At 41.5% G+C, this 24702-nt stretch carries 24 protein-coding genes; 13 read left to right on the top strand and 11 right to left on the bottom strand.

All coding sequences use genetic code 11. The features are described from left to right. Window positions 1-10 precede the first annotated feature (10 nt). From rnr to rplI, 6 genes are all read left to right on the top strand, one after another. The gene (rnr, locus tag JI723_RS18400) at window positions 11-2485 is read left to right on the top strand and encodes a ribonuclease R (protein WP_283125995.1); all 2475 of its coding nucleotides are present in this window, start codon (window positions 11-13) and stop codon (window positions 2483-2485) included. Between the two features lie 102 nt (window positions 2486-2587). Further along, complete coding sequence (rlmB, locus tag JI723_RS18395) at window positions 2588-3325, top strand: 23S rRNA (guanosine(2251)-2'-O)-methyltransferase RlmB (RefSeq protein WP_140181087.1); 738 nt, start codon at window positions 2588-2590, stop codon at window positions 3323-3325. A 147-nt stretch (window positions 3326-3472) separates the two neighbouring features. Further along, a complete protein-coding gene (rpsF, locus tag JI723_RS18390) occupies window positions 3473-3868 on the top strand; it encodes a 30S ribosomal protein S6 (RefSeq protein ID WP_070925646.1) in 396 nt (131 codons plus the stop codon). 8 nt (window positions 3869-3876) lie between these two features. Beyond that, window positions 3877-4194, top strand: coding sequence for a primosomal replication protein N (gene priB / locus JI723_RS18385; protein ID WP_070925644.1), 318 nt, complete (start codon window positions 3877-3879; stop codon window positions 4192-4194). A 4-nt stretch (window positions 4195-4198) separates the two neighbouring features. After that, window positions 4199-4426, top strand: coding sequence for a 30S ribosomal protein S18 (gene rpsR, locus JI723_RS18380; RefSeq protein ID WP_000135199.1), 228 nt, complete (start codon window positions 4199-4201; stop codon window positions 4424-4426). A gap of 38 nt (window positions 4427-4464) precedes the next feature. Beyond that, on the top strand, window positions 4465-4914 hold the full coding sequence (gene rplI / locus JI723_RS18375; RefSeq protein WP_070925642.1) for a 50S ribosomal protein L9: 450 nt from the start codon (window positions 4465-4467) through the stop codon (window positions 4912-4914). 100 nt (window positions 4915-5014) lie between these two features. Here the strand turns inward: rplI and JI723_RS18370 are convergent, their stop codons facing one another. Beyond that, window positions 5015-5629, bottom strand: a complete 615-nt coding sequence (locus tag JI723_RS18370) for a LysM-like peptidoglycan-binding domain-containing protein (RefSeq protein ID WP_337979631.1) — start codon at window positions 5627-5629, stop codon at window positions 5015-5017. A gap of 215 nt (window positions 5630-5844) precedes the next feature. On the opposite strand from JI723_RS18370, the gene JI723_RS18365 reads away from it, so the two are divergent. Together JI723_RS18365 and cysQ are read left to right on the top strand one after the other, a co-directional pair. Further along, window positions 5845-6465 (top strand): BamJ family beta-barrel-assembly machinery protein, encoded by a 621-nt coding sequence (locus JI723_RS18365; RefSeq protein WP_070925638.1) that lies wholly within the window; start codon window positions 5845-5847, stop codon window positions 6463-6465. Window positions 6466-6617: 152 nt separating this feature from the next. Then, complete coding sequence (gene cysQ / locus JI723_RS18360; protein WP_070925636.1) at window positions 6618-7358, top strand: 3'(2'),5'-bisphosphate nucleotidase CysQ; 741 nt, start codon at window positions 6618-6620, stop codon at window positions 7356-7358. 53 nt (window positions 7359-7411) lie between these two features. Here the strand turns inward: cysQ and mqo are convergent, their stop codons facing one another. From mqo to JI723_RS18340, 4 genes are all read right to left on the bottom strand, one after another. Then, a complete protein-coding gene (gene mqo / locus JI723_RS18355) occupies window positions 7412-8905 on the bottom strand; it encodes a malate dehydrogenase (quinone) (protein ID WP_140181083.1) in 1494 nt (497 codons plus the stop codon). A gap of 9 nt (window positions 8906-8914) precedes the next feature. Next, entirely contained in the window at window positions 8915-9304 is a 390-nt protein-coding gene (locus JI723_RS18350) for a cupin domain-containing protein (protein WP_070925632.1), read from the bottom strand. 382 nt (window positions 9305-9686) lie between these two features. Next, complete coding sequence (locus tag JI723_RS18345; protein ID WP_283125985.1) at window positions 9687-10280, bottom strand: NUDIX hydrolase; 594 nt, start codon at window positions 10278-10280, stop codon at window positions 9687-9689. Window positions 10281-10428: 148 nt separating this feature from the next. Beyond that, window positions 10429-10827, bottom strand: a complete 399-nt coding sequence (locus tag JI723_RS18340) for a YgiW/YdeI family stress tolerance OB fold protein (RefSeq protein ID WP_319067346.1) — start codon at window positions 10825-10827, stop codon at window positions 10429-10431. Between the two features lie 177 nt (window positions 10828-11004). On the opposite strand from JI723_RS18340, the gene qseB reads away from it, so the two are divergent. Together qseB and qseC are read left to right on the top strand one after the other, a co-directional pair. Further along, a complete protein-coding gene (qseB, locus tag JI723_RS18335; RefSeq protein WP_140181079.1) occupies window positions 11005-11667 on the top strand; it encodes a quorum sensing response regulator transcription factor QseB in 663 nt (220 codons plus the stop codon). After that, window positions 11664-13034, top strand: a complete 1371-nt coding sequence (gene qseC / locus JI723_RS18330) for a quorum sensing histidine kinase QseC (protein ID WP_070925626.1) — start codon at window positions 11664-11666, stop codon at window positions 13032-13034. Before qseB ends, qseC begins: the two co-directional genes overlap by 4 nt. 519 nt (window positions 13035-13553) lie before the next feature. Here qseC and JI723_RS18325 read toward each other — a convergent pair. The 4 genes from JI723_RS18325 to JI723_RS18310 all read right to left on the bottom strand — a co-directional run bounded on the left by JI723_RS18325 (window position 13554) and on the right by JI723_RS18310 (window position 16040). Next, window positions 13554-13757 (bottom strand): hypothetical protein, encoded by a 204-nt coding sequence (locus tag JI723_RS18325; RefSeq protein WP_337979630.1) that lies wholly within the window; start codon window positions 13755-13757, stop codon window positions 13554-13556. A 16-nt stretch (window positions 13758-13773) separates the two neighbouring features. Then, window positions 13774-14514 carry a hypothetical protein gene (locus JI723_RS18320; protein WP_337979629.1) on the bottom strand — a complete coding sequence of 247 codons (741 nt, stop codon included), beginning with the start codon at window positions 14512-14514 and terminating at the stop codon, window positions 13774-13776. Continuing rightward, window positions 14515-14994 (bottom strand): Hcp family type VI secretion system effector, encoded by a 480-nt coding sequence (locus JI723_RS18315; RefSeq protein ID WP_070925621.1) that lies wholly within the window; start codon window positions 14992-14994, stop codon window positions 14515-14517. Window positions 14995-15479: 485 nt separating this feature from the next. Further along, window positions 15480-16040, bottom strand: coding sequence for a YtfJ family protein (locus JI723_RS18310; RefSeq protein ID WP_070925619.1), 561 nt, complete (start codon window positions 16038-16040; stop codon window positions 15480-15482). A 304-nt stretch (window positions 16041-16344) separates the two neighbouring features. On the opposite strand from JI723_RS18310, the gene JI723_RS18305 reads away from it, so the two are divergent. Next, complete coding sequence (locus JI723_RS18305; RefSeq protein ID WP_070925618.1) at window positions 16345-16551, top strand: DUF1107 domain-containing protein; 207 nt, start codon at window positions 16345-16347, stop codon at window positions 16549-16551. A gap of 98 nt (window positions 16552-16649) precedes the next feature. Here the strand turns inward: JI723_RS18305 and paeA are convergent, their stop codons facing one another. Both paeA and msrA read right to left on the bottom strand, forming a co-directional pair. Continuing rightward, window positions 16650-18017 (bottom strand): polyamine export protein PaeA, encoded by a 1368-nt coding sequence (gene paeA, locus JI723_RS18300; RefSeq protein WP_070925616.1) that lies wholly within the window; start codon window positions 18015-18017, stop codon window positions 16650-16652. A gap of 265 nt (window positions 18018-18282) precedes the next feature. After that, a complete protein-coding gene (msrA, locus tag JI723_RS18295; RefSeq protein WP_283125981.1) occupies window positions 18283-18933 on the bottom strand; it encodes a peptide-methionine (S)-S-oxide reductase MsrA in 651 nt (216 codons plus the stop codon). Between the two features lie 258 nt (window positions 18934-19191). On the opposite strand from msrA, the gene tamA reads away from it, so the two are divergent. Both tamA and tamB read left to right on the top strand, forming a co-directional pair. Continuing rightward, complete coding sequence (tamA, locus tag JI723_RS18290; protein ID WP_070925613.1) at window positions 19192-20934, top strand: autotransporter assembly complex protein TamA; 1743 nt, start codon at window positions 19192-19194, stop codon at window positions 20932-20934. Further along, window positions 20931-24701, top strand: a complete 3771-nt coding sequence (gene tamB, locus JI723_RS18285; protein ID WP_070925610.1) for an autotransporter assembly complex protein TamB — start codon at window positions 20931-20933, stop codon at window positions 24699-24701. The genes tamA and tamB overlap by 4 nt, the downstream gene beginning before the upstream one ends. Window position 24702 lies beyond the last annotated feature (1 nt).

Below are 24702 nucleotides of genomic sequence, written 5' to 3'. Positions count from 1 at the left end.
GGAGGTAACGATGTCACATGATCCTTTTCAGGAAAGAGAAGCAGAAAAATACGAATCCCCTATTCCGAGCCGAGAGTTTATTCTTGAACTCCTGACCAAGCGGACTGCACCCGCAAAACGTGAAGAAATTGCACAGCTATTAAACCTTTCTTCAGAAGAAGAACTCGAAGCCTTGCGCCGCCGCTTGCGGGCAATGGAACGCGATGGACAATTGGTCTTCACTCGCCGTCAATGTTACGCCTTACCAGAGCGCTTAGACCTACTGAAAGGTAAAGTTATTGGTCACCGTGATGGTTATGGTTTTTTGCGCGTTGAAGGTAAAAAAGAAGATTATTATCTCTCACAAGATGAAATGAAACGCGCCCTGCACGGTGATGTCATTTTAGCGCAAGCTTATGGCCAAGATCGTAAAGGGCGTACTGAAGTTCGAGTCGTTCGTGTACTTGAACCACGTAATAATCAAATTGTGGGTCGCTATTTTATTGAATCAGGTATGGGGTTTGTGGTGCCTGATGATAGTCGCTTAAGTTTTGATATTTTAATTCCTAAAGATCAAATTAATGGTGCTCGCATGGGCAATGTAGTGGTGGTTGAACTGGTTTCAAGACCTCAGCGCCGCGCTCAAGCAGTAGGTAACATTATTGAAATTTTAGGTGAAAGCATGGGCACAGGTATGGCGGTTGAAATCGCTTTGCGCACCCATGAAATTCCACACACATGGCCTCCTCAAGTTGAGAAGCAGGTTGCTGATTTAAGCGAACATGTACCTGAGTCAGCTAAAAAAGGTCGAGTCGACCTGCGTGATTTACCATTAGTGACCATTGATGGTGAAGATGCTAGAGACTTTGATGACGCAGTACATTGTGCACCGAAAAAAGGTGGTGGCTGGCGTGTATGGGTCGCGATTGCGGATGTTAGCTATTATGTACGTCAACAAACAGCCCTTGATGATGAAGCTCGAAGCCGTGGTAACTCCGTTTATTTCCCATCACAGGTAGTGCCGATGTTACCAGAGGTACTATCCAATGGCCTCTGCTCATTAAATCCAGGGGTAGATCGCCTGTGTATGGTCTGTGAAATGACCGTATCAGCATCGGGGCGTTTGTCATCCTTTAAATTCTATGAAGCGGTGATGAATTCACATGCAAGGCTGACTTACACAAAAGTTTGGAAAATTTTGCAGGGTGATGAAGAGCTGCGTGAACATTACAAAACATTAGTTCCGCATATCGAGCAGCTACATGCACTGTATAAGACATTAGATGCTGCGCGTATTGAGCGAGGTGCAATTTCGTTTGAATCAGAAGAGGCGAAATTTATTTTTAATGCCGAGCGACGCATTGAACGTATTGAACCTGTCGAGCGTAACGATGCTCACAAGTTAATTGAAGAGTGCATGATTTTAGCCAACATTGCAGCAGCGCGTTTTGTTGAGAAAAATGAAGAACCTGCGCTATATCGTGTGCATGACCGCCCGAAAGAAGAGAGCGTGATGAACCTGCGTTCGGTGTTCAGTGAACTGGGACTCACATTACCGGGTGGCATGAAACCAGAGCCAAAAGATTATGCACAAGTGATGAATGATGTGGCAGAGCGCCCTGATCATGAATTGCTGCAAACGATGATTTTACGCTCCATGAAACAAGCGATTTATGATCCTGAAAATCGTGGCCACTTCGGGCTGGCACTAAAATCCTATGCGCACTTTACATCACCAATTCGTCGTTACCCTGACCTTACTTTGCACAGGGGGATCAAATATTTACTGGCGAAAGAACAGGGGCATTCGGATCATCGTTGGACACCAACAGGTGGCTGGCATTCTGATATGGATAGCATGTTACAACTCGGTGAGCATTGCTCAATGACTGAACGTCGTGCTGATGAAGCTACTCGCGATGTCGCCGATTGGTTAAAATGTGACTTTATGCAGGATCAAGTGGGTCAAGTGTTTACAGGCTTGATCACCAGTGTTACCGGTTTTGGCTTCTTTGTGCGCCTTAATGACTTATTCATTGATGGTTTAGTCCATGTCTCGACATTAGATAACGATTATTATCGCTATGATGCAGTCGGTCAGCGTTTGATTGGTGAATCATCAGGTACCACTTATCGTCTTGGCGATGAAGTGGAAATCCGTGTTGAAGCAGTACACATGGATGAGCGCACCATTGATTTCGCCTTGATCTCAACAACGCGTAAGGCGAAAAATCCGGGCAAAACAGCTCGTGATAAAATGAAAAAAGAAGTTAAAAATGCCACGAAATCAGCGCGTGGTAAGCGTGATGTCAGCAAAGAAAAGAATTTTGAACCTGATTCAGCGTTCCGTCGTTCAGAGAAGAAAGGCAAGAAAACGGATAAAAAAACCGATAAAAAAGCGGATACCAAGGCAAAAGCGAAAAAAGCCTCTGATAAGACGAAGAAGATCACTGCAAAATTAAAAGCAAAACGCGCAGCAAAAAAAGCTGAGAAGCAAGCAGGCTAATATAAGTAAAGGGGGTAGCGTAGGCTACCCCAAACTGTGAGCCAACAAATTAGGTTAGGTGACGTGATGTCACCTTGAATTCCATCAACAAAAAAGATATTTATGAGCGAAATTATTTACGGCATTCATGCGGTGAAAGCCTTACTTGATCGTGATGCGTCACGGATCAAAGAAGTTTATATTTTAAAAGGGCGTGAAGATCGCCGTTTGATGCCGATTATTCATGAAATCGAGGCGCTTGGCATTGTTGTGCAAGTTGCTAATCGCCAATGGATGGATACACAAACGGAAGGGGCCGTGCATCAAGGCATTATTGCAAAGGTGCTGCCGGGTAAACAGTATCAAGAAGGTGATTTACCTGATTTTCTGGAAAGTACAGAAGCGCCATTCTTATTAATTTTAGATGGTGTGACAGATCCCCATAACTTGGGTGCTTGCCTACGTAGTGCCGATGCGGCAGGCGTACATGCGGTGATTGTGCCTAAAGACAAATCCGCACAATTGAACGCAACTGCCAAAAAAGTGGCGTGTGGTGCAGCAGAAAGTGTACCACTGTTCCGTGTGACTAACTTGGCAAGAACATTGCGTTTGTTGCAAGAGTATAATATTTGGATTGTCGGCACTGCTGGCGAAGCAGACCATACGCTTTATCAAAGTAAACTGACAGGGGCAATGGCTCTAGTAATGGGCGCTGAAGGTGAAGGAATGCGTCGTTTAACCCGTGAGCATTGTGATGAGCTAATTAGTATTCCAATGGCGGGCACGGTTTCTTCATTGAATGTCTCTGTAGCGACAGGTGTTTGTTTATTTGAAGCTGTACGTCAGCGCAGTGCAAAATAAATAATTTGCCGCCATCCCTTGAGTTTTTCCTCTGGGATGGGTATAGTTACGCGTCAATTTTTTAGCCGCACTCAATAAGTTCCTTGCCTCCGCGGGCCGCGGTTAACCCTGACAGGAGGCTGAATAATCCGTAAGGAGCAACTACTAATGCGTCATTACGAAATCGTTTTTATGGTCCATCCTGACCAAAGCGAACAGGTTCCGGGTATGATCGAGCGTTACAGTGCTGTTATCACTAACGCACAAGGTCAAATCCACCGTCTAGAAGACTGGGGCCGTCGCCAACTGGCTTACCCAATCAATAAACTGCACAAAGCTCACTATGTTCTGCTGAACGTAGAAGCTCCACAGGAAGCGATTGATGAGCTGGAAACTAACTTCCGCTTCAACGATGCCGTTATCCGCAGCATGGTTATGCGCTTAAAACACGCAGTAACAGAAGCTTCTCCAATGGTTAAAGCTAAAGACGAACGTCGTGGCCGTGACCTGTCTGATGAATATCAGGATGAAGAAGCTGAAGAAGCTGGGGATTCTGAAGAGTAATTGCGCAGGTGTTCACTAATCGTTTGGTGCTCACAGGCACAGTCTGTAAAGCATTGATTCGAAAAGTGAGTCCATCGGGCATCCCTCACTGCCAGTTTGTTTTAGAACATCGTTCGGAACAACAGGAAGCTGGGTTGACTCGGCAAGCATGGTGCAGAATGCCCATAATTGCTAGCGGACAAACCTTACAAGCCCATACTCACAGTATAACGGTCGGCAGTCGGATTACAGTCACTGGTTTTATTAGCACCCACCAAGGGCGCAATGGCCTAAGTAAACTGGTCCTTCATGCCGAGCAGATTGATTTGATAGATTCTGGAGACTAGCCATATGGCACGTTATTTCCGTCGTCGCAAGTTCTGCCGTTTCACAGCGGAAGGCGTTCAAGAGATCGACTATAAAGATATCGCAACGCTGAAAAACTATATCACTGAAAGTGGTAAAATTGTACCAAGCCGTATCACCGGTACTCGTGCAAAATATCAGCGTCAGCTCGCTCGTGCTATCAAGCGCGCTCGCTACCTGTCTCTGTTGCCATATACTGATCGTCATCAGTAATTGGTACAGTCCATTAACGACTTTAAGAGGATAAGGTAATGCAAGTTATTCTGCTTGATAAAGTAGCTAACCTAGGTAGCCTGGGTGATCAGGTTAACGTTAAATCGGGCTATGCTCGTAACTACTTAGTTCCACAGGGCAAAGCTGTTCCTGCAACTAAGAAAAACATCGAATTCTTCGAAGCTCGCCGCGCTGAACTGGAAGCTAAATTAGCTGACGTTCTAGCAGCAGCTCAGGCTCGTGCAGCATCTGTTACTGCACTGGGTTCTGTCACTATCGCTTCTAAAGCGGGTGACGAAGGTAAACTGTTCGGTTCTATCGGTACTCGTGACATCGCTGATGCAGTAACTGCAGCTGGCGTTGCAATCGCGAAAAGCGAAGTTCGCCTGCCAAACGGCGTTCTGCGTACTACTGGTGACCACGAAGTTCACTTCCAGTTACACAGCGATGTTTTTGCAGAGCTGAACGTTATCATCGTTGCTGAGTAATCAATAATGATGGTAGTGCCATGAGTTTACTGATGGCACAAAAAAACACCGGCTGGTCCGGTGTTTTTTATTGTCTGTAATAAATGATTTTCGACTAAAACTAAGGTGTACGGTAGTAACTACCATCGCTTAAACGAGCAAAACTAAAGGTTTTTCCATCTGGAGTGGTGATCTCCAACACCTCTACTTCACCTTTGGCATTCGCTTTTAAGCGAACTTTTTGGCCTTTATGTAAGTTGCTTAAGGGTTTTTCTGCCCCTTCGGCTCGTGCCATGACAAAGGCATCATTAGCCTGCAAATTATTATCACGAAATAGCTGCGCGAGTGTTTTTCCTTTCTGTATTTGATAATTCCGCCACTCATTTGCCGATGGTTGAGATGCTGTCGTCGGCTGCTGCGTTTGTTTTGGTGGTGTCGTTGTCGCTGGTGGAGTGGTATCAACTGGCGCAGGATCCTCTGGAGGCTCTTGAACTATTTCAGGTTCAGTCGGTAAGCCTATTTGTGGTTGATCAGAGTCCCCGTTACTGACAGGCTCTTCTGGTGTTGAGGCGATGATTTCAGGCGTTGTCGGTGGTGGTACAACAATAGGTTGAGGCTGATTTTGCGTAATTTGGCTTTCGGTGTTTTTTTCACCTGTAGGCCAAAATAGTGCCGCTATAATGATAATGGCTAAAATAGCGATACCAATACGATGAAATACCGAAAGTTTAAACATGGCTCCTCCTTGATTGAGGAATAATAGCTGTGAGTTGAATATATTGTTATACGAATACTAGCATTGATTCTTAGTAAATTGATTACTCGATGTTATTTTTCAGAGAACACTTAACTATGCAGCAACATGAAAGATGATGAGCTAATCGTTTAGGTTTACCCATAAGTGTAAGGCTGTTATCCTTGGTTTTTTCTTAAAACCATACAGGTATTTTCATGGCAAACCAAAATTTTGATTCAGTAGAAGCACAAGCAAGCTATGGGATTGGCTTACAAGTGGGCCAACAACTATTAGAGTCAGGCTTAGAAGGCTTAGTGCCTGAAGCGATCCTTGCTGGCTTGACTGATGCACTAGAAGGTAATATGCCTTCAGTTCCTGTTGAAGCACTACATAAAGCGCTACGTGAAATTCATGAACGTGCTGATGCCGTCCGTGTTTCTCGCCAAGAAGCAATGGCAGCCGAAGGCCGTGCGTTCTTAGAAGAAAACCAAAAACGTGAAGGTGTTTCAACCACAGATTCAGGTTTGCAATTCTCTGTTATCAATCAAGGTGAGGGGGCTATCCCGACTCGTAGCGACCGCGTTCGCGTGCACTATACTGGTCGTTTGGTTGATGGCACTGTATTTGATAGCTCAGTACAACGTGGTCAGCCAGCCGAATTCCCTGTTAGTGGCGTGATCCCTGGTTGGATTGAAGCTTTGACTCTGATGCCTGTTGGTTCTAAGTGGGAGCTCTACATTCCTTCTGAACTCGCTTATGGTGAGCGTGGTGCGGGTGCATCTATTCCACCATTTAGCACTTTAGTTTTTGAAGTTGAATTATTAGATATCCTGTAATTCGTTTTATTGCTGGATTAAGAAATAGCGGGTCTAAACACCCGCTATTTTTTTATCTCTACTTTTTGTTGTTTAGGTTTATAGGAAAAAGGTGCATCAATGGCTTATGACTGCTAACCTAGTTTTAACAGTTAGCGGGAGAGAGGTGAATTATGTTAAAACAAATTTGCGAACTGGCTATAGACGCGGGTTCTGCCATCATGAGTTACTATACCGCCGAAGAGCCGCTACAGGTTGAACGGAAAAGTGATGATTCACCTGTAACTGCTGCCGATATTGCTGCTCATAATATTATTACAACAGGATTAACGCAGATCGCGCCTGAAATTCCTCAAATATCAGAAGAAGCACCACCATCGTGGGATGAACGTAAGAATTGGCAACGTTATTGGTTAATTGATCCGTTAGATGGTACCAAAGAATTTATCCACCGTAATGGTGACTTTACCGTTAATATCGCATTGATTCAAAATGGTGTTCCTGTCATGGGCGTGGTTTATGCACCAGCAAAAAACTTACTTTACTATGCTGAAGGTAATCAAGCATGGAAGGAAGAAGGCGGCCATAAGCAATCTATTCATGTCAAAGAGATGACGCCACCTACAATAGTCATTAGCCGTTCCCATCAAGACGGTGAATTACGTGATTACCTCAATCAAATGGGGAGCCATGAAACCGTTACTGTAGGGTCATCATTAAAGTTTTGCTTAGTCGCTGAAGGCAAAGCACAACTTTATCCACGCTTTGGGCCTACCAATATTTGGGATACAGCCGCGGGCCATGCAGTGGCAATTGCTGCGGGAGCGAAAGTGCTAGATTGGAATGGAAAGACATTAGATTATACACCACGTGAATCCTTTTTAAATCCAGGGTTTCGCGTGACATTGTTTTGATGTGGATAAAATAAAGAAGGGTGGAAAAATGATTATTTTCCACCCTTATTGAATTAATTATCCAGTTTTAATACTTTTGCCGTAGCAGCTCGAATATCAAGACAAGCTTTGGCATCAACTTTTAAGTCAATTCCATAAGTTGGAATAATATCTTTCAAGCGTGCTTCCCAGCCATCTGAATTTAATTGCTCTGCAAAGCAGGTTTTCAATACATTCAAGGCGATGAAGGCAGCTGTAGAAGCTCCCGGTGACGCACCCATCAAGACAGTAAATGACTTATCGGCACTGGTGATGAGTTCGGTACCAAATTCTAAAACACCTTTTTTGTCGTGATCTGGTTTAATGATCTGCACGCGCTGGCCTGCGACCACTTCTTTCCAGTCTTCATGCTGCGCTTCTGGGTAGAATTGTTGCAGCATGGCAAATTGGTGAGCAGATGTTTGCAGCACTTGGCCTACTAGGTATTCTGCTAGCGACCAGTTATCTTTTGCAACCGCAAGCATTGGCTCAAGGTTATTCAATTTAACGGATTCGAACAGATCTAAATAGGAACCATGTTTAAGGAATTTACTCGAAAAACCTGCATAAGGTCCAAATAATAGGGAGCGCTTACCACCAATAATACGTGTATCTAAGTGTGGGACAGACATTGGTGGTGAACCTTTATCTGCTTTACCATACACTTTTGCGTGGTGACGAGAGGCAATTTCTTCGTTGTCGCAACGTAGCCAGATACCACTGACTGGGAAACCACCATAGCCTTTGCCTTCAGGGATCCCTGATTTTTGTAGTAATTCGATCGCACGGCCACCTGCACCTACGAACACGAATTTTGCAGAGGTAATGGTTTTTTCATGGGTAAGTAGGTTTTTAACTTCAATATTCCATCTACCATCGGCTGCTTTTTTAACGTCGATGACTTCATGTTTATAGTGAACTGAAAAACCGGATTGTTCGCTGAGTTGCGCCATTAATAAATGCGTTAGTGCACCGTAATCGACATCTGCACCGGTATTAACACGGGTAACGGCAATCGCTTCTTTAGGATCACGGCCTTCCATGATCAGTGGAGCCCACTCATTGATCTGTTTTGGATCATCACTGTATTCCATATTGTGGTAACAGTGGTGAGCAGACATCTGCTGGTAGCGTTGCTTTAAGAATTTTACGTTGTCTTCGCCCCAAACAAAGCTCATATGTGGGCATGGATGAATAAAGTCACGTGGATCTTTAATTTTACCTTTGGTGACGAGATAAGACCAAAGCTGGCGAGAGAGGTCAAATTCAGTATTGACTTCAAGTGCTTTACTGATATCTACCGTACCATCTGGATTCGGTGGCGTGTAATTCATTTCACAGTTAGCGGCGTGGCCTGTACCTGCGTTGTTCCATGGATGAGAACTTTCTTGTGCGCAATCATTGAGTCTTTCAAATACGGCGATGTTGAGTGATGGCTCGAGCTCTTTTAAAAAAGTTCCCAATGTTGCACTCATGATACCGGCACCAATTAGCGCGATATCGACTTGTTCAGAAATAGGCTTACTCATTAAAAACTCCTACTGCTTAGTGGGCTTAAAACACAGTTCAGTGCCTTCTTGATACACAACATAAGCACGGCGCCATGGGTCATCACCGATTAAACGCCATTTGTGGCCAGTGCCTGTATTATCTTGTGCTAATAAAACATCACCGGGTTTGATGATAAATGTTGAACCATCTTTGGTTTCAAATTCTAGCGTACCCGTCAGAGTCAGCACATAACGTGGAACAGGATCTTTGTGCCAATCCCATGATCCGCCTGATGTGGTTTCGCGAAATGAAAGTTCACTCACTGCAATCGCGGGTGTTTCATTGTCACCTCTTGCTTCACCACTTAATTCTATCGTGCCTTCTTCAAAAAGAGAGTTACCATCTTCACCGGTCCACATACGAACACAACGTATCATATTATTAACCCCTTACTTTGTATTTTGCACTATTGAATGGATAAAAAATCGATAAAAGATATTCATAAAAAGACATTTCCTAAATTGGTAAAAGCCAAATGAATATATTTTGTTACCTTTTAAAAGAGATAATTCATTAATACATTGTAACTTATTCTAATTAAAATAAATACTGTAGTAATTAGCGGGATGTTTTTAGAAGATAATGGTAGAAAAAAAAGAAAAATATATATGTTATTGATTCAAAATGATTATTTATCTTGATTGGCATACTTGTAAAAAATGTAACATAATGAAAAATCTATAAATCCAAATAAACATGATTTAATTTTCCTTCTCAATTCGTATCGAGAAGGAAAATAGAGAAATATAAAATGTGATATTAAGTGTTTTTTAATATATTATTTAATGCTACGTGTTGTATGAGCATAATTGTCTTACCATCGACAATTTCACCGTTTTTGATCGCTTGTAATGCTCTGGGAAATTCCCACTCTAATACTTCAATATCTTCCCCTTCATCAGCGAGTCCGCCACCTAAATTTAAGCGATCTTGATCATGGTATTCAGCAATATAAAAATACAGCTTTTCGGTGACTGAGCCGGGGCTCATATAAGCTTCAAAAACTTTTTCGATTTTTTGTACCTTAAAGCCAGTTTCTTCTTCTGCTTCAGCGATAATTCTTTCTTCGGGGGAAGCATTGTCGAGTAACCCAGCAGCAGCTTCGATAAGAAATTGATTGTAGCCGCTGATATATAAAGGAAGCCGAAATTGGCGGATCAGGACAATGGTATTTTTACTGCGATTATAGAGCAAAATGACAGCGCCATTGCCTCTATCATAAGATTCTCGGCTCTGCTCTTGCCAGTTTCCATCGCTACGTTGTAGCTCATAAGTGTATTTCTTGAGGGTGTACCAATTATCAGAGAGTAAAGTTTCACGGATATTGCGCACTTTGGGATGTTTAGCGGACATGATATTACCTTCATAATGGTGGTAATAATTAATCTAACATTATCGTTAGTGCCCGAAAATAAGAGTCTATGACAGTTTGCATGATAAATATTGAGGGGAAAAATGTTAGCGAAAAGGGGGCAAGGCCCCTCTTCGTATTTTTTAAGGTTTATTGAATGATTTGAATTTGCTTAACTTCGACTTCGCGAGAATTCCAATCTTTATCAATTTTACCACGGATTTCTACTTTATCTTTTGGGGTCACATTGAGGCCGTTCCAACGTTTTGGACTAATCTCAAGATTGATAGTGCCTGTGCCATCAGTAAATTCATAATGCTTCTGATCTAACTGTTTTACGATGTTTCCACGTAAAATCACCCAGCTGTCATCTGATAGTTCAAGTGCTTTGGCAACAGTAGTTTCACCGCTATTCGGGCCATTAAAGCCACCTGCTTGAGTGGATGAAGTTTGTTGTGCTGATCCTGGGCCGTCAAATCCACCTGTTGCCGCAAATACAGGTGCAGAAGCAAGAGCAGCGATCATTGCAATAATAGGTAGTTTTTTCATCGTGGTTCTCTCCATTGATTACTTAAATTTGTTGACGGAGGCTATTAAAACAAAAAGTTCTTAACAAGATCTTAAGAAGTCGTAATAAAAGAATAGTTTTTTAATTTAGCTAATTATAGCTAGTCATCGGCCTATTAATTAGATAAATATATTAATATTCGAATGAGGGAGATGGCCATGCGTATTTTGCTGATAGAAGATGACAGGTTAATTGGTGATGGTTTAAAGGTGGGTTTAAGCCAACTTGGCTTCACGATTGACTGGTTTACTGATGGTAAGCAAGGGCAAACGGCATTATTCGATGCACCTTATGATGCCGTGATCTTAGATCTCTCTTTGCCTAGTTTAGATGGTATGGATATTTTAAAACATTGGCGCAAACAAGGCCGAGAGGAACCTGTTTTAATTTTGACCGCAAGGGATGCGTTGGATCAACGCGTACAAGGCCTACAACAAGGGGCCGATGATTATTTGTGTAAACCTTTTGCATTAGTTGAAGTTGCAGCCCGTTTGCAGGCTCTGATCCGTCGGCGTAGTGGTCAATTAACACCGACCTTGAAGCATGGTGATGTTGAATTAGATCCTGTAGCGATGACCGTGACATGTCACGGTGAGTTGGTTGAGCTAAAAAGCAAAGAATTAGCATTATTGTCTCTATTTTTACACCATCCAAATAAAGTATTGTCTCGAGCAGCAATCGAAGAAAAACTGTATAACTGGGATGATGACGTTTCAAGCAACGCAGTCGAAGTCCATATTCATCATTTACGTCGTAAGTTAGGTACAAACTTTATTCGTACAGTCCATGGGGTCGGTTACCGCTTAGGTGAAAATGCATGAAAACTTTTAGCTTGCGCTTAAAATTGACCTTGATGTTATTACTACTTGCGTTAATGACGTGGGGAGTGGCCAGTTTACTGGCGTGGCACCAAACCTATAAGACCATTAATGAGTTATTTGATACTCAGCAGATGGTATTTGCGAAACGTTTATCTGTTCTCCCTTCAGACTTAGATTTTGCTGGCTCTTCATTAGCCAAAACGAAGAAAATATTACGTAAAAACCGTGGTAATCAAGATGATGATGCATTGGCCTTTGCTATTTTTAGCCCACAAGGTGAAATGTTACTGAATGATGGCGACAATGGCCGAAAAATAGCCTTCGACTTTCGTCGTGAAGGTTTTAGCGAAGGCAAAGTGAAGGGCAGCGATGATGAGTGGCGATTTGTTTGGCTAAAATCGTCTGACGGGCAATACATCATTGCGGTAGGGCAAGAATGGGAATATCGGCAAGATCTGGCAAAAGATATTATGGTCGCCCAGTTTTTACCTTGGCTAATAGCATTACCTGTGATGTTAGTTTTATTTTTATGGTTATTGACCCGTGCACTTCGTCCTTTACGCCAAGTGGCTGCCCAGCTCTATCGACGGCAGCCTAATGAGCTCAATGCGGTTAACGTAAAACGATTACCCTCAGAAGTGAAACCGTTGTTAGATGCGCTTAATAGCTTATTTGAGCGCATCCAAATCATGTTTACGCGAGAGCGGCAATTCACCTCTGATGCGGCACATGAATTACGTAGCCCATTGGCAGCGTTGAAAGTGCAAGCCGAGGTGGTGCAAATTGCAGGACAAGATGCGGCGATCCGTCAGCATGCGGTGGCCAATTTATCTGAAGGTATTGATCGAGCAACACGCCTCGTTGACCAATTGCTGACCTTATCCCGTTTAGAATCGTTATCACAGCTTGATGATATCGAGCAGTTACAATGGTCTGCATTAATCGAATCATCAGTACAAGAGGCTGACTCAGAAGCGAAAGCAGCACAAGTCACCGTTGAAGTTTCAGTACTCAATGAACCGCCACCGATTATGGGACAGCGGTTACTGCTAGCCATTTTGCTACGAAATCTTCTTCATAATGCTATTCGTTATGGCAAAACGGGTGGGAGAATAGATATTGAACTGAATTACCGTTATCTTGCCATTAAAGATGATGGGGAGGGGGTCACCAAAGAGGTATTAGCGCGGTTAGGCGAACGCTTCTATCGACCTGCTGGGCAAGAAAAAACAGGAAGCGGTTTAGGCCTCTCTATTGCGAAACGTATTGCGGAGTTACACCATTTAAGACTTGAATTTTCTAATAGAGAAACGGGTGGATTTTGTGTGACGGTCTTTCTGGGAGAAAACAAAAATAGTGTGATATAATATCATACTATAAAATAACATATTGATAATAAACTACACTATAATAACCATATATATGAAATTTAAAAATGAAAACAGAAGAAAAAACAAAAGTTAAAAAAGAAAAACTAAATGAAATAATAAGTAAGTTAAATGAAAGTGATGATTTATATTATTTACAGCTACTATAATAAACAAGAATAGATTATTGTATGAGGCCATAGTGAAAAGACGAAACATAGATAAGTTAAGTAAAGATGATATTGCCAAACTTAGTTTAATCCATTCATCTATTGGAACTGCAGATAGTTTTGACTCATGGTTTGAAGAATCAATAGCAAGTAAAAAAACACCAAGAGTATTAATTTTAATTTTTATAATAAATTACATAACACTTGTTTTTTTTATGGGGGCCCCATTAATTCTATCGCTAATACCTTTAACAATCGCATATTTAGTTCCTGTGATAATATTTACTTTTATAATGTCATTAACAAAAAGAATACCTTTTTTTTTCTATTTAAAGATCAAATTAAAAATTTATTTTTTTTCTTGATTCAATTCAAGAATTAATTTTAATTTAATTATTGAGGTCGTTGCTGCATACAATAACATTGGTTTATTTCCTAGCGCTAATTTTCTTTTATAATTTTCACTAGTCCATTTAACAATTCTAAATCCAACATTATCAGGAAAGTTACGTGCAAAAATTCCCACTTTTCTTAAACCATTGGGAGTCTCCATTGGAAGATTTTTTATTTCAGTTCTTTTTTTTTGGATCAATAATTTTAAATGCAGCAAACCCCACATAGATATTATTAACAAAATCAATATCATAATAAACTTTCTTAGCTGTTATACTATCACCACCTAAAGCGGAAACACTTTGTTCTATTAAAAATTTAGTTGGATCTCCTCCAAGGTTTAATTCACCATCGCTAAGCTCATAGGTAATATCAGAAATACCTTGATATAAACGTCCTCCTCCATAAGCCATACTTATAGTACCTGATGTTTTCATTCCTTTACTTCCAATTTTTTTACCCACATAAAAGGTAAAAGCTCCCATTGTAGTTTGAATTGCACCTCCTAATATGTCTAAACTTTTGTCACTATAAAAAAGCCACCCTTCACCAAAATAAGATCGAGTAGCATCATACAGTTCTTTACTTGCCTTTCTTAGTTGTGAATAAGCTAATTTCTCTGATTCGTATTCCAGCTTAATTTCTTCTGTGTACTTGTAAAGTTCAGGCCAATTTCCTGTTGACCCCATGTTTTCTTTAACCCAATCCCTAGCACCATCTATTCTCTGATATCTAGCTTTGTTATTATATAATGCAATATTAAAATCAGCGCGAATCAATCTGATAACTTCATTAATTTCACTTCTGTAACCTTGTTTACAGTAGGGATCATCAAGAAAATATCTTGCAGACAGTTCTGATATTTTTCTTAACTCATTTGCATACCATTCAAAAGTTTCTTCTGGGGTAGAAAACATTTAGAAAACCCTTTCATCCCATATGCTGTACGAACTGGTTCCTGCAATCACATGTTCCCATGTGACCGACTGAAACTTAATCGATACAGATTCTTCTGGTTGAGCTTGGTTATGACTAACTGAATTAGGGTAAAAGCAATTTAAACTAACAATTGATGCCCCTGTTAATTTTATTTTGTAATATAATTCTAGCCCACCACTCATTGATGTTCTATAGAAAGCAAAGTCACAAGTTAATATTTCGTTAGATACTAAAGATTGCGAGAGTAGTGGGGACGATTTATCTATTGGTTTTCTAATATCGATGGGTTGAAAACTCACATTTTGATCCATTGATAAGTTAGAAGATAGTTCATGAATGAGGATCTCATCTTCATGTCCATTTTGATATTTATTTCCAATTGAATCTATTGTTGAGCACCCCTTTGAGATTAGTCCTTGCTTGTTTCCTTTTAACGTAAGATAGATAATATTCGCCATTTGAGTATTCCTATTATAAAAATTTAATATAAGTTTAGATAATACAACAGCGCAACCCTAAGTTAAATATATAATTAGATTATCGAGCTTAAGAATATTAAATAAAAATGGGGTATATACTCTAAATAATTAGAGATGCAGATAGGCGACAAGTGAAGATAGGCGGGGAGCATAGATAAACTCTATGACTCGACTCGCTGAGTGTAATCAACAACCCTGCAACTTGAAGTATAACGAGTATAGAAAAATAATTCCAAGCTGAGAATATAGGTATTATTACTCAGGAATTGATTAGGGTAATAATAGCTCACCGATATTACCTAGAGTGATGATTTTTTATGGCTCTATTCAGGATAATTATTCATAATGTTGATCATAACGCTTGAGACATAATTCAGAATAACTGTCTGTTTTTGTAATCGACATTTTCAATTTTTATGCTATTCGCTAGTACACAGTTACTGTGTACTAGCGGTTAAGTCATACTAATTAGTTAATTCAGTTTTAATCAGTTCAATCACTTTATTGATTTCAGGGGCTGTGAGTGCGCCATCTTTAAAATAAAGTACATTGCCTTGTTTGTTCAATATGATAATCGCTGAGCTTTCAGGGGCGAGGCTCCAAGCTTGCTTCACAACACCGTCGCTATCGACAATAAATTGTGAGTAAGGAAATTCTTTTTTGCTGTCCTCAACACTATTGCTAACAAACACGCCTGTACCAAAAATAGCATCATCGGCATTAATAATTGAGGTCGTTTGATAACTATCATGTGGGAAGCTGGCTTTTTTGATCGCTTCAATTAATGGTGCATTGAGCTCTTTCGCGGAGGAGCGGCCTGCAATATGCTGAATTGTCCGAACTTTTCCCGGTAACTGTTGGCTTTTCCACTCTTGGTATGAAAATTTCCCTTCTTGGTTTAAGAGCATTTCACCTTTGTCTGTCACAGTAACGGCTGGAACGGGTTGATTGAGCTGGATTTGGCTTGCAAAAGCGGTTGATGATAAAGCCAGTAAGCAAGCAAATAAAAAATTCTTTTTAATCATTATGTTACCTCATTTTTGTGATTGCCTTACATCAAATGGCAATGTGTGACGGTGAAGGTACTAAGTAGTTACTGTTATAGCATAGCTCATCCGATGAGTTGTGAGATGAAAATTAACATTTTTGCAAAATTTAGCATAACTACACAGTTTTTGCGGTTATTGACAGAGAGTTTGCAGTGTCATTTTCTGTAAATGAATTGAATAAAACTGCAATAATCGAACCAAAGTAAACATTGCTGGTCTATTATTAACGAGCGGTATGAGTGAACGAGTATCGTCAGACAAAAGGAAAGGAAAAGTTCTAATGAAAATATTTAACCGTTATAACCCATCCAAAATTGCACTCTACGTTAAAACGCTATTCCGTGGTCGCCTATATATTAAGGATTTTGGCGCTTTTGAATTTAACTATGGCAAGATTTTACCACCTAAGGTGGGTGATAAACGCCATTACAATGTGATGAGTGAGGTGAACAAACAAATTCTTGTTTTGCAAACTGAGTTGGGGTGATTGCTGTTAGTATCAATAGTTATGCTGTGTTGCTATTGAGCTAAAAACAGCGCCACATAAAGTGGCGCGTTAACAAGAAACGGCTTCGCTGTAAGACATTAATCTTTGATATTTTTTGTTGGTTGTTCTGCGTTAGCCGTTTCGGTGTTGTTTTTACCTGCTTGTACGACAACGGGTGCTGGTGGTGTCGTTAGACGAGTCACAAGCAGCTGGTCAATCTTATAGTTATCAATATCGACCACTTCGAATTTATAACCTGCATACTTCACATAGTCCGTACGTTTTGGCATTTTTCTCAGGCGGTACATCATAAACCCTGCGATGGTTTCGTAGTTGCTGAAATCAGGGAAATCATCAATATCAAGAATACGCTGTACATCCTCAATTGGTGTGCCACCTTCGACTAACCATGAGTTCTCGTCACGTGTGACAATTTGTTCTTCTTGTCCGGGGCCGAGTAAGTCACCCATTAATGTGATCATAACGTCATTAATCGTGATCACTCCCATGACCATGGCATATTCATTAAGAATAACCGCAAAATCAACACCATTGGCTTTAAATGCCTCTAGAGTATCAGAAAGCGATAGCGTATCAGGGATCATTAATGCAGGCTGAATATGTACACCATCTTTTAAATTCAGGCTTTGTCCATTTAGTACGCGATTCAGCAGTACTTTTGAGTCAACATAGCCAATCACATGGTCAATGTCACCGTTACATACCAAAAACTTCGAATGAGGCTCTGTTGATATTTTATGTTTGATGCTGTCTTCAGATTCTTGCTTATCAAAGTAAATAATACTTTCACGTGGCGTCATTGCTGAAGGAACTGTACGAGATTCTAATTCAAATACGTTTTCAATCAGCTCATGTTCTTGTTTACGTAATACACCTGCCACTGCACCTGCTTCAACGACCGCAAAAATATCATCAGACGTGATATCTTCATTACGTGCTGTAGGCAATTTGAAAATTTTGAAGATAAGGTTAGCAAGGCCATTAAAAAACCATACAAATGGACTAAGTACTGCGAGGCAAAAGCGCATTGGATTGACAATGTGGACCGCGATCGCTTCTGGTTTTACCATGCCAATACGTTTAGGCGTTAAGTCAGCGACTAAAATGAATAGGCTAGTGACAATGGTGAATGACAGAATAGAGGCGACCTGTTGTGCCCAAACAGGTGATAGGAAGTTAATAAAAATATCCTGTAGTGCGGGAGAAAAGGCGGATTCACCAACAATACCTGCTAAAATGGCGACAGCATTTAGGCCGATTTGTACCACAGTAAAGAATTTACCCGGCATTTCTTGTAATTTGAGAACGCGAGCTGCATTGATATTGCCTTCATCGGCCATCAGTTTCAATTTAATGCGGCGGGAGGCTGCCAGTGAAATTTCTGACAACGAAAAAAATGCGCTAATTGCACATAATAAAAGAACGATCAGTAAACTATTAAGCATAAATTATCCAGATAATACCTTCAGGAACATATGATCCTTGGTAATGTAGGATCCCCTGAAGGTAACTGTCCTTACTACACAGATAAAAGTGGCGCGGAGTGCGCAAAATTTGGTTAGTCACGTTAGTATAGCATTAGGTTAAATTATCTGCCTATACTTGTCATACTTCAAGTTGTAGCGTTGTTGGCTGCACTAAGCTAGCCAAGTCATAGAGTTTATCTATGCTCCTCGCCTATCTTCGCTTGTCGCCTAGCTGCATCTCGAATTATTTAGAGTATAAGTTTATGTTTGGCGGCAAGCAAATCCCAATCCCCCCTAATCCACAGTAGCCCGCTGGATTTTTGTGTAAGTATTGTTGATGATAGTCTTCTGCAAAATAAAACGCATCTAATGGTGCAATTTCAGTGGTGATGGTTCGTGAGTCTTGCTGTGCCTTCATTGCTTGTTGATAGGCATTCAGTGTGGCTTGTGCTTGCTGTTGCTGTGATTCAGAAATTGTGTAGATTGCTGAACGATATTGGGTTCCAATATCGCCACCTTGACGCATGCCTTGGGCAGGATCATGATTCTCCCAAAATAGGGTTAATAAATCAGCGTAGCTAATGACTTGTGGATCAAAGACAACACGGACAATTTCTGTATGGCCAGTTAGGCCAGTGCAAACCTCTTCGTAAGTTGGGTTTGGGGTGATCCCCCCGCTGTAGCCGACAGATGTTGAATATACCCCCGGTTGTTGCCAAAATAGTCGCTCTACACCCCAAAAGCAGCCCATAGCAAAATAAGCCGTTTCAGTATTGTTCGGAATATTATCAATCGAATGATGGTTAACTGCATGATATGGTGAATGAGGGATCGCACATTGTCGACCGGGTAATGCTTGTGAAATACTCACTGGGTGTAATTTATTGGAAGACATAACAGAACCTTATAAGTGATGGTGTGCAATTTAAGTAAAAATACTCATCGTATTTCAAGTTGTAGCGTTGTTGACTACGTTCACTCGTGCCAGTCACAGAGTACTCTATGCTGCTAGCGGCTCGTTCGCGTGTCGGCTAGCTGAAACTTGAATTATTTAGAGTAAATTAGGATAAAAACTTGTATCTAATGTTTATTTTACTCAAAATAAATTGATATTAAGTGTTTAGTCAAACTATCAATGATCTTAGGAGCGGGCGTGTCAAAATACCCTATCATCTGTTTTCTCTGCTTAACGGCGGCTGTGCCTGTAGCGTATGGTGCAAATCTTCGCCTTAATATTGAAGGACTTGAAGGGCAAACAAATCAGAACGTCCGCGTTCAACTTTCCAATATTTCTCAAGATGAAGTGGCTCCTAATGGTCGTTTTCGCGCTCGAGTCACTAAAGCGATCGAAGAAGGGCTAAGACCACTTGGCTATTATGAGCCTAAGATTGAGTTTAGTTATCAAGAAAACAAGCCTCCCGCACGTTCAATATTAACGGCAAAAGTCACGTTAGGTGAACCGGTCACGGTGCAAGGCGTGAAGGTGATATTAGAAGGGGGCGCAAAAACTGACCCCAACTATGCCAAAATGATAAAAAATAATACCCCTAAAATAGGGACTATTCAAAATGATGGCGAATATGAAAGTTTTAAAGGGAAATTTAGCAGTTTAGCTATCCGTGAAGGCTACTTTGATGCCGTTATGGAAAAAAGCCAACTGGGTATTTCATTAGATCATCATGCATCTTATTGGGATTTCGATTTTAATAGTGGTGAACGTTATCGTTTCGGTGCTATTTCCTATGAAGGTTCACAAATTCGCTCTGATTACCTCAACAACTTAGCGCCTTTCAAAGAAGGTGAATACTATACTTCAGAGCAGCTTGCTGAGTTTAACCGTAGACTTGCAGAAACAGGTTGGTTTACCTCCTCAATTGTGACGCCAAATATTGCCAAAGCGCGTGAGAACCATACAGACATCTTACCGATGGAAGGCGTGATGGTTCCTCGGGCAAAAAACTTTGTTGAGTTAGGCGGCGGCTATGCGACAGATGTTGGTCCTCGAGTAAAAGCGACGTGGAATCGGCCATGGGTAAACTCGCGTGGGCAAAGTATTACGTCCAATATTAGTTTATCTCAGCCAGAGCAAATCATTGACGCGAGCTACAAAATCCCCCTAAAAGCGAATCCACTTGAGCAATATTATGCGGTCCAAGGGGGTTATAAGCGCACTGATTTAAACGATACAGAATCAGATACAACGACTTTGAATGTGTCACGTAACTGGGATTATTCAAGTGGTTGGCAGTATGGCGTTAATATGCGTTGGATGCTGAGCCACTTTACGCAGGCCGATGTAACGAATACCACCATGTTACTTTACCCTGGAGCAAATGTAAGTCGAATTCGTCAGCGCGGTGGGGTCATGCCGAGTTGGGGAGATAGCCAACGTTATTCAATCGATTACTCTAATGAAATCTGGGGTTCTGATATCGATTTTCTTGTCTTGCAAACGAAACAAGTGTGGATCCGTTCACCTTGGGAAGGACACCGCTTTGTTGTCAGAGGCAATTTAGGTTGGATAGAAACCAATAACTTTGACAAAGTGCCACCTGATTTACGTTTCTTCGCGGGGGGGGATGGCAGTGTGCGTGGTTATGGCTACCAAAAAATTTCACCAGAAGATAGCAAGGGCAAGCTGACAGGGGCATCAAAACTGGTGGTAGGCTCTATCGAATATGATTACAACTTCACGGGCAATTGGTGGGGAGCAGCCTTCATTGATAGCGGTGAAGCGGTTAATGACATTAAGAAAAGTGATTTTAAAACGGGGGCGGGGATTGGTGTCCGTTGGGTTTCACCAGTAGGGCCAATTAAGTTTGATTTGGCAACCCCGATAGGTGACCCTGATAATAATAAGATTCAATTCTATATCGGCTTGGGGACTGAACTATGAAATGGATGAAGTGGTTTAAATGGATAAGTCTCGCCGTTTTATTAGTACTGGTCTTAGTCTTTGCGGCATTGGGATGGGTACTTGGCACGCAATCAGGCCTACATTTTGCACTAAATAGCGCAACGCGCTTTGTTCCGGGGCTGGAAATCCGTTCTATTGAAGGTGACATTCGCGACTTAACCTTAGCAGGCGTTAAATATCAAATGCCGGGTGTCGATGTGAATGCAGAGAAAATCCATCTTGCTTTACGTTTACGTTGCTTAACTCATCGTGAATTGTGCATTGACGATCTTTCGACTGAGAATGTTGTGGTCGATGTTGATACTTCAAAAATGCCACCTTCGGAAGAAACTCCGCCTTCAGAGCCGTTAACGGAATTGAATGCGCCATTAACTATCAGCCTCAATCAGCTGCAATTAACATCAACTAAAGTGACTGTTGATGGAACGAATATTGATTTAGCGAAGTTCAAAACGGGATTGCATTGGCAGAAAAAAGCACTGACATTAGCCCCGACTGACATTATTGATTTAGCGATTAATTTACCTGTCAGTGAAGAAAAGCAGCCTGAGCAGCCAGTGCCAGAAACCCCTGTGGGTGAAGAGAAGCCGATAGGTGAAACGTTAAAGGCATTGTTTGAAAAACCTTTATTAGCTGAATTGCCTGAGGTCATTTTACCTGTTGATTTGAATGTTGAAGGTATCAATGGCTCGAATCTACAACTTTCTGGTGCAACAGAGGCATCTATCAATGATTTGCGCTTGCAGCTGTCTAATGATGGGCAAAATGTTTTACTGAAACAGTTTACTGTTGATGCACCACAAGGCAATGTTGCTTTGTCAGGTACGGCAACTTTAAAAGATAAGTGGCCTGTATCCCTATCGATTACAGGGGAAAGTCGTCTTGATGACCTAAATGGCCAAAAAATTGATTTATCCTTGAAAGGCGGATTGCTTGAAGAACTAAAATTGGCTTTAAATCTTAGTGGCCCCATTAATGCAACATTGAATGCGGAAACTGACCTTGGTCAAGCCGATCTACCTATTTTACTGACCTTAGAAAGCCAAAAGTTAACATGGCCTTTGGTAGGCGATGCTCAGTATCAACTGGATGGCACGCGTTTACGTTTAAACGGGCGTCCATCTGCCTATGATTTATCACTGCGTTCAGCGATTACAGGTCAAGAAATTCCACCGTCAACTCTGATGTTAGACGCGAAAGGTAATGAAGAGCAAATTAACATTACCCGCCTACGCTTAGCCGCTCTGCAAGGTAATGCAGATATTACGGGGGTGGCAGATTGGAGTAAGGCGATCAGTTGGAATGCAGTGCTGACGCTATCGGGTATTAATACCGCCAAACAATGGCCCGAATGGCCAGCGAAGGTTGATGGTAAGATCGCCACGCGAGGGAGTTTGTATGGCGGTAGCTGGCAAATGCAAATCCCAGATATTTCCCTTGATGGCAATGTGAAAAATAACGTTTTAAAAGCACGTGGCCAAGCTTCAGGTAATGCGGCTGGGCAGTGGGATATACCTGAATTCAAACTTGCCTTAGGCAAAAATCAGTTGGATGTGAAAGGAAATCTTGCTGAGAAATGGAACTTAGATGCGAAAATTAACGCGCCGGGGCTGGATGGTATTCTACCAGGCTTAGGCGGCGTTATTCTTGGTGACATTAAGTTACGAGGCGATCTCACCGCCCCTGAAGTGGTAGCTGATTTAACAGCACGTGGCGTTAGATGGCAAAAAGACCTTGCTATCGATAATGTGGCCATTAAAGGTAATGTTGCTTCTGGCGAGCAAATCAAAGGCGATTTATCCGTTGTTGTACGCCAGTTAAAACAAGGTGACCTTGTGGTCAGCAATTTGACATTAGACGCTAAAGGCAGCGAGAAAAAGCACACTTTAAAATTAGATGTCAAAGGTGAGCCTGTTTCAGGTCATTTAACCTTAGCGGGTGGTTTCGATCGTCAAACAGAGCAATGGAAAGGTAACCTAAGCAATACGCTATTTGAAACCCCTGTTGGTGAATGGCAGCTGAGTAAAGTTATGGCATTGGATTATGCCAATCAAACACAAGAAGTGACGATCGGAACCCATTGCTGGGTCAATACGAATGCACGTCTTTGTGTGCCAAAACCGATCAAAGCTGGAAAAAGTGGTAGTGCTGACATCGTGTTAGAGCGCTTTGATTTGGCGATGTTAAAACCTTTCCTAACCGATGAAACGCGTGTTCAAGGTGTTTTCAGTGGCAAGGCTAACGTAGTATGGAAAGATAATGGCAGCTTGCCACAAGCTAAAATTGATCTGAAAGGTAATGGTGTCAAAGCCGTTCAGCTGGTGGATGGCACGCGTTTACCATTGGAGTTTGAAACACTGACGCTCAGTGCTGCATTACAAAATGGTAAAGCCAATTTGAATTGGTTATTTAAAATTGCTAATAACGGCCAACTGAAAGGTAATATCCAAGTTTCTGACATTGAGAAAAAACGTCAACTTTCAGGTAATGTGGAAATCAACGCTATTACATTAGCCATGATTAAGCCACTGATTGGCGAGAAAGAAGTGGCAAATGGTGACTTAAATGCCAATTTACGCCTCGGTGGTAGCGCCAATAATCCATTGTTGAATGGTAATTTGGCACTTTCTGGATTGGAAGTGAAATCGTCATTAATTCCATTTGATATTAAAAGTGGTAATTTAGGCATTGCTTTTAATGGCACAAGCTCGGTGATGACTGGTCAAATCAATACGCCAGAAGGTTATCTCAACATCAATGGTGATGCGGATTGGCGTAAAGTGGATGCATGGCGAGCCAAGGTGATGGCTGTGGGGAATAACCTGCGTGTCTCTATCCCACCGATGATCAAAGTCGATGTGCAGCCTGATATTGTATTTGAAGCTTCACCTTCACTACTGACGCTAAATGGTAGTGTGAATATCCCATGGGCGCGTATTACCGTACAGGAGATCCCTGAATCAGCGGTAGGGGCATCTTCTGATGTGGTCATGTTAGACAGTGATCTGAAGCCAATTGATGAAACTAGTACGCCAATTCCAATTCAAACTAATTTGGATATTAAAATTGGTAATGATGTGCAATTGGATGCCTTTGGTTTGAAAGCGCGCTTAACGGGTATGCTGAAAGTGTTGCAAAACAAACAAGGCTTGAGTCTCAATGGGCAAATTGATATCCCGTCAGGGCGTTTCCATGCTTACGGCCAAGATTTGCTTGTACGTAAAGGGCAAATTCAGTTCTCTGGGCCACCGGAACAGCCGTTCTTGAATCTAGAGGCTATTCGTAATCCAGATAACACGGCTGATGGTGTTATTGCAGGCGTTAAGGTCACAGGACTTGCAGACAAACCAAAAGTCGAGATATTCTCTGAGCCAGCCAAAACTCAGCAAGAAGCACTATCCTATCTGTTACGCGGAGAAGGATTAGATAGCGGAGATGCTAATGGCTCTCAGATGACCTCAATGCTCATTGGGCTTGGTGTGGCACAAAGTGGACAGCTTGTCGGTAAAATTGGTGAGACATTTGGGGTATCTGATCTGGCGCTCGATACCCAAGGGGTAGGTGATAAATCCCAAGTGGTCGTGAGCGGCAAAATTACTAACGACCTACAAATTAAGTATGGTGTTGGTATATTTGATTCATTGGCAACGCTAACATTACGTTATCGATTAATGCCTAAATTATATTTGGAAGCAGTGTCTGGTGTTAATCAGGCTCTTGATCTCCTTTACCAATTTGAGTTTTAGA

The organism is Providencia manganoxydans, assembly GCF_016618195.1.
Classification (GTDB): domain Bacteria; phylum Pseudomonadota; class Gammaproteobacteria; order Enterobacterales; family Enterobacteriaceae; genus Providencia; species Providencia manganoxydans.
The sequence above is the reverse complement of the archived record's forward strand: the minus strand, read 5'-3'. Positions and strand labels throughout refer to the sequence as shown.

Coding starts and splice junctions, on each gene's coding strand:
- JI723_RS18305 (WP_070925618.1), top strand. CDS start 16,345: ATGAAAATATTTAACCGTTATAACCCATCCAAAATTGCACTCTACGTT.
- JI723_RS18370 (WP_337979631.1), bottom strand. CDS start 5,629: ATGTTTAAACTTTCGGTATTTCATCGTATTGGTATCGCTATTTTAGCC.
- JI723_RS18325 (WP_337979630.1), bottom strand. CDS start 13,757: ATGGAGACTCCCAATGGTTTAAGAAAAGTGGGAATTTTTGCACGTAAC.
- JI723_RS18345 (WP_283125985.1), bottom strand. CDS start 10,280: ATGTCCGCTAAACATCCCAAAGTGCGCAATATCCGTGAAACTTTACTC.
- JI723_RS18350 (WP_070925632.1), bottom strand. CDS start 9,304: ATGATACGTTGTGTTCGTATGTGGACCGGTGAAGATGGTAACTCTCTT.
- rpsR (WP_000135199.1), top strand. CDS start 4,199: ATGGCACGTTATTTCCGTCGTCGCAAGTTCTGCCGTTTCACAGCGGAA.
- msrA (WP_283125981.1), bottom strand. CDS start 18,933: ATGTCTTCCAATAAATTACACCCAGTGAGTATTTCACAAGCATTACCC.
- JI723_RS18310 (WP_070925619.1), bottom strand. CDS start 16,040: ATGATTAAAAAGAATTTTTTATTTGCTTGCTTACTGGCTTTATCATCA.
- JI723_RS18315 (WP_070925621.1), bottom strand. CDS start 14,994: ATGGCGAATATTATCTATCTTACGTTAAAAGGAAACAAGCAAGGACTA.
- JI723_RS18320 (WP_337979629.1), bottom strand. CDS start 14,514: ATGTTTTCTACCCCAGAAGAAACTTTTGAATGGTATGCAAATGAGTTA.
- qseC (WP_070925626.1), top strand. CDS start 11,664: ATGAAAACTTTTAGCTTGCGCTTAAAATTGACCTTGATGTTATTACTA.
- qseB (WP_140181079.1), top strand. CDS start 11,005: ATGCGTATTTTGCTGATAGAAGATGACAGGTTAATTGGTGATGGTTTA.
- cysQ (WP_070925636.1), top strand. CDS start 6,618: ATGTTAAAACAAATTTGCGAACTGGCTATAGACGCGGGTTCTGCCATC.
- JI723_RS18340 (WP_319067346.1), bottom strand. CDS start 10,827: ATGAAAAAACTACCTATTATTGCAATGATCGCTGCTCTTGCTTCTGCA.
- tamB (WP_070925610.1), top strand. CDS start 20,931: ATGAAATGGATGAAGTGGTTTAAATGGATAAGTCTCGCCGTTTTATTA.
- rnr (WP_283125995.1), top strand. CDS start 11: ATGTCACATGATCCTTTTCAGGAAAGAGAAGCAGAAAAATACGAATCC.
- JI723_RS18365 (WP_070925638.1), top strand. CDS start 5,845: ATGGCAAACCAAAATTTTGATTCAGTAGAAGCACAAGCAAGCTATGGG.
- paeA (WP_070925616.1), bottom strand. CDS start 18,017: ATGCTTAATAGTTTACTGATCGTTCTTTTATTATGTGCAATTAGCGCA.
- mqo (WP_140181083.1), bottom strand. CDS start 8,905: ATGAGTAAGCCTATTTCTGAACAAGTCGATATCGCGCTAATTGGTGCC.
- rpsF (WP_070925646.1), top strand. CDS start 3,473: ATGCGTCATTACGAAATCGTTTTTATGGTCCATCCTGACCAAAGCGAA.
- rlmB (WP_140181087.1), top strand. CDS start 2,588: ATGAGCGAAATTATTTACGGCATTCATGCGGTGAAAGCCTTACTTGAT.
- rplI (WP_070925642.1), top strand. CDS start 4,465: ATGCAAGTTATTCTGCTTGATAAAGTAGCTAACCTAGGTAGCCTGGGT.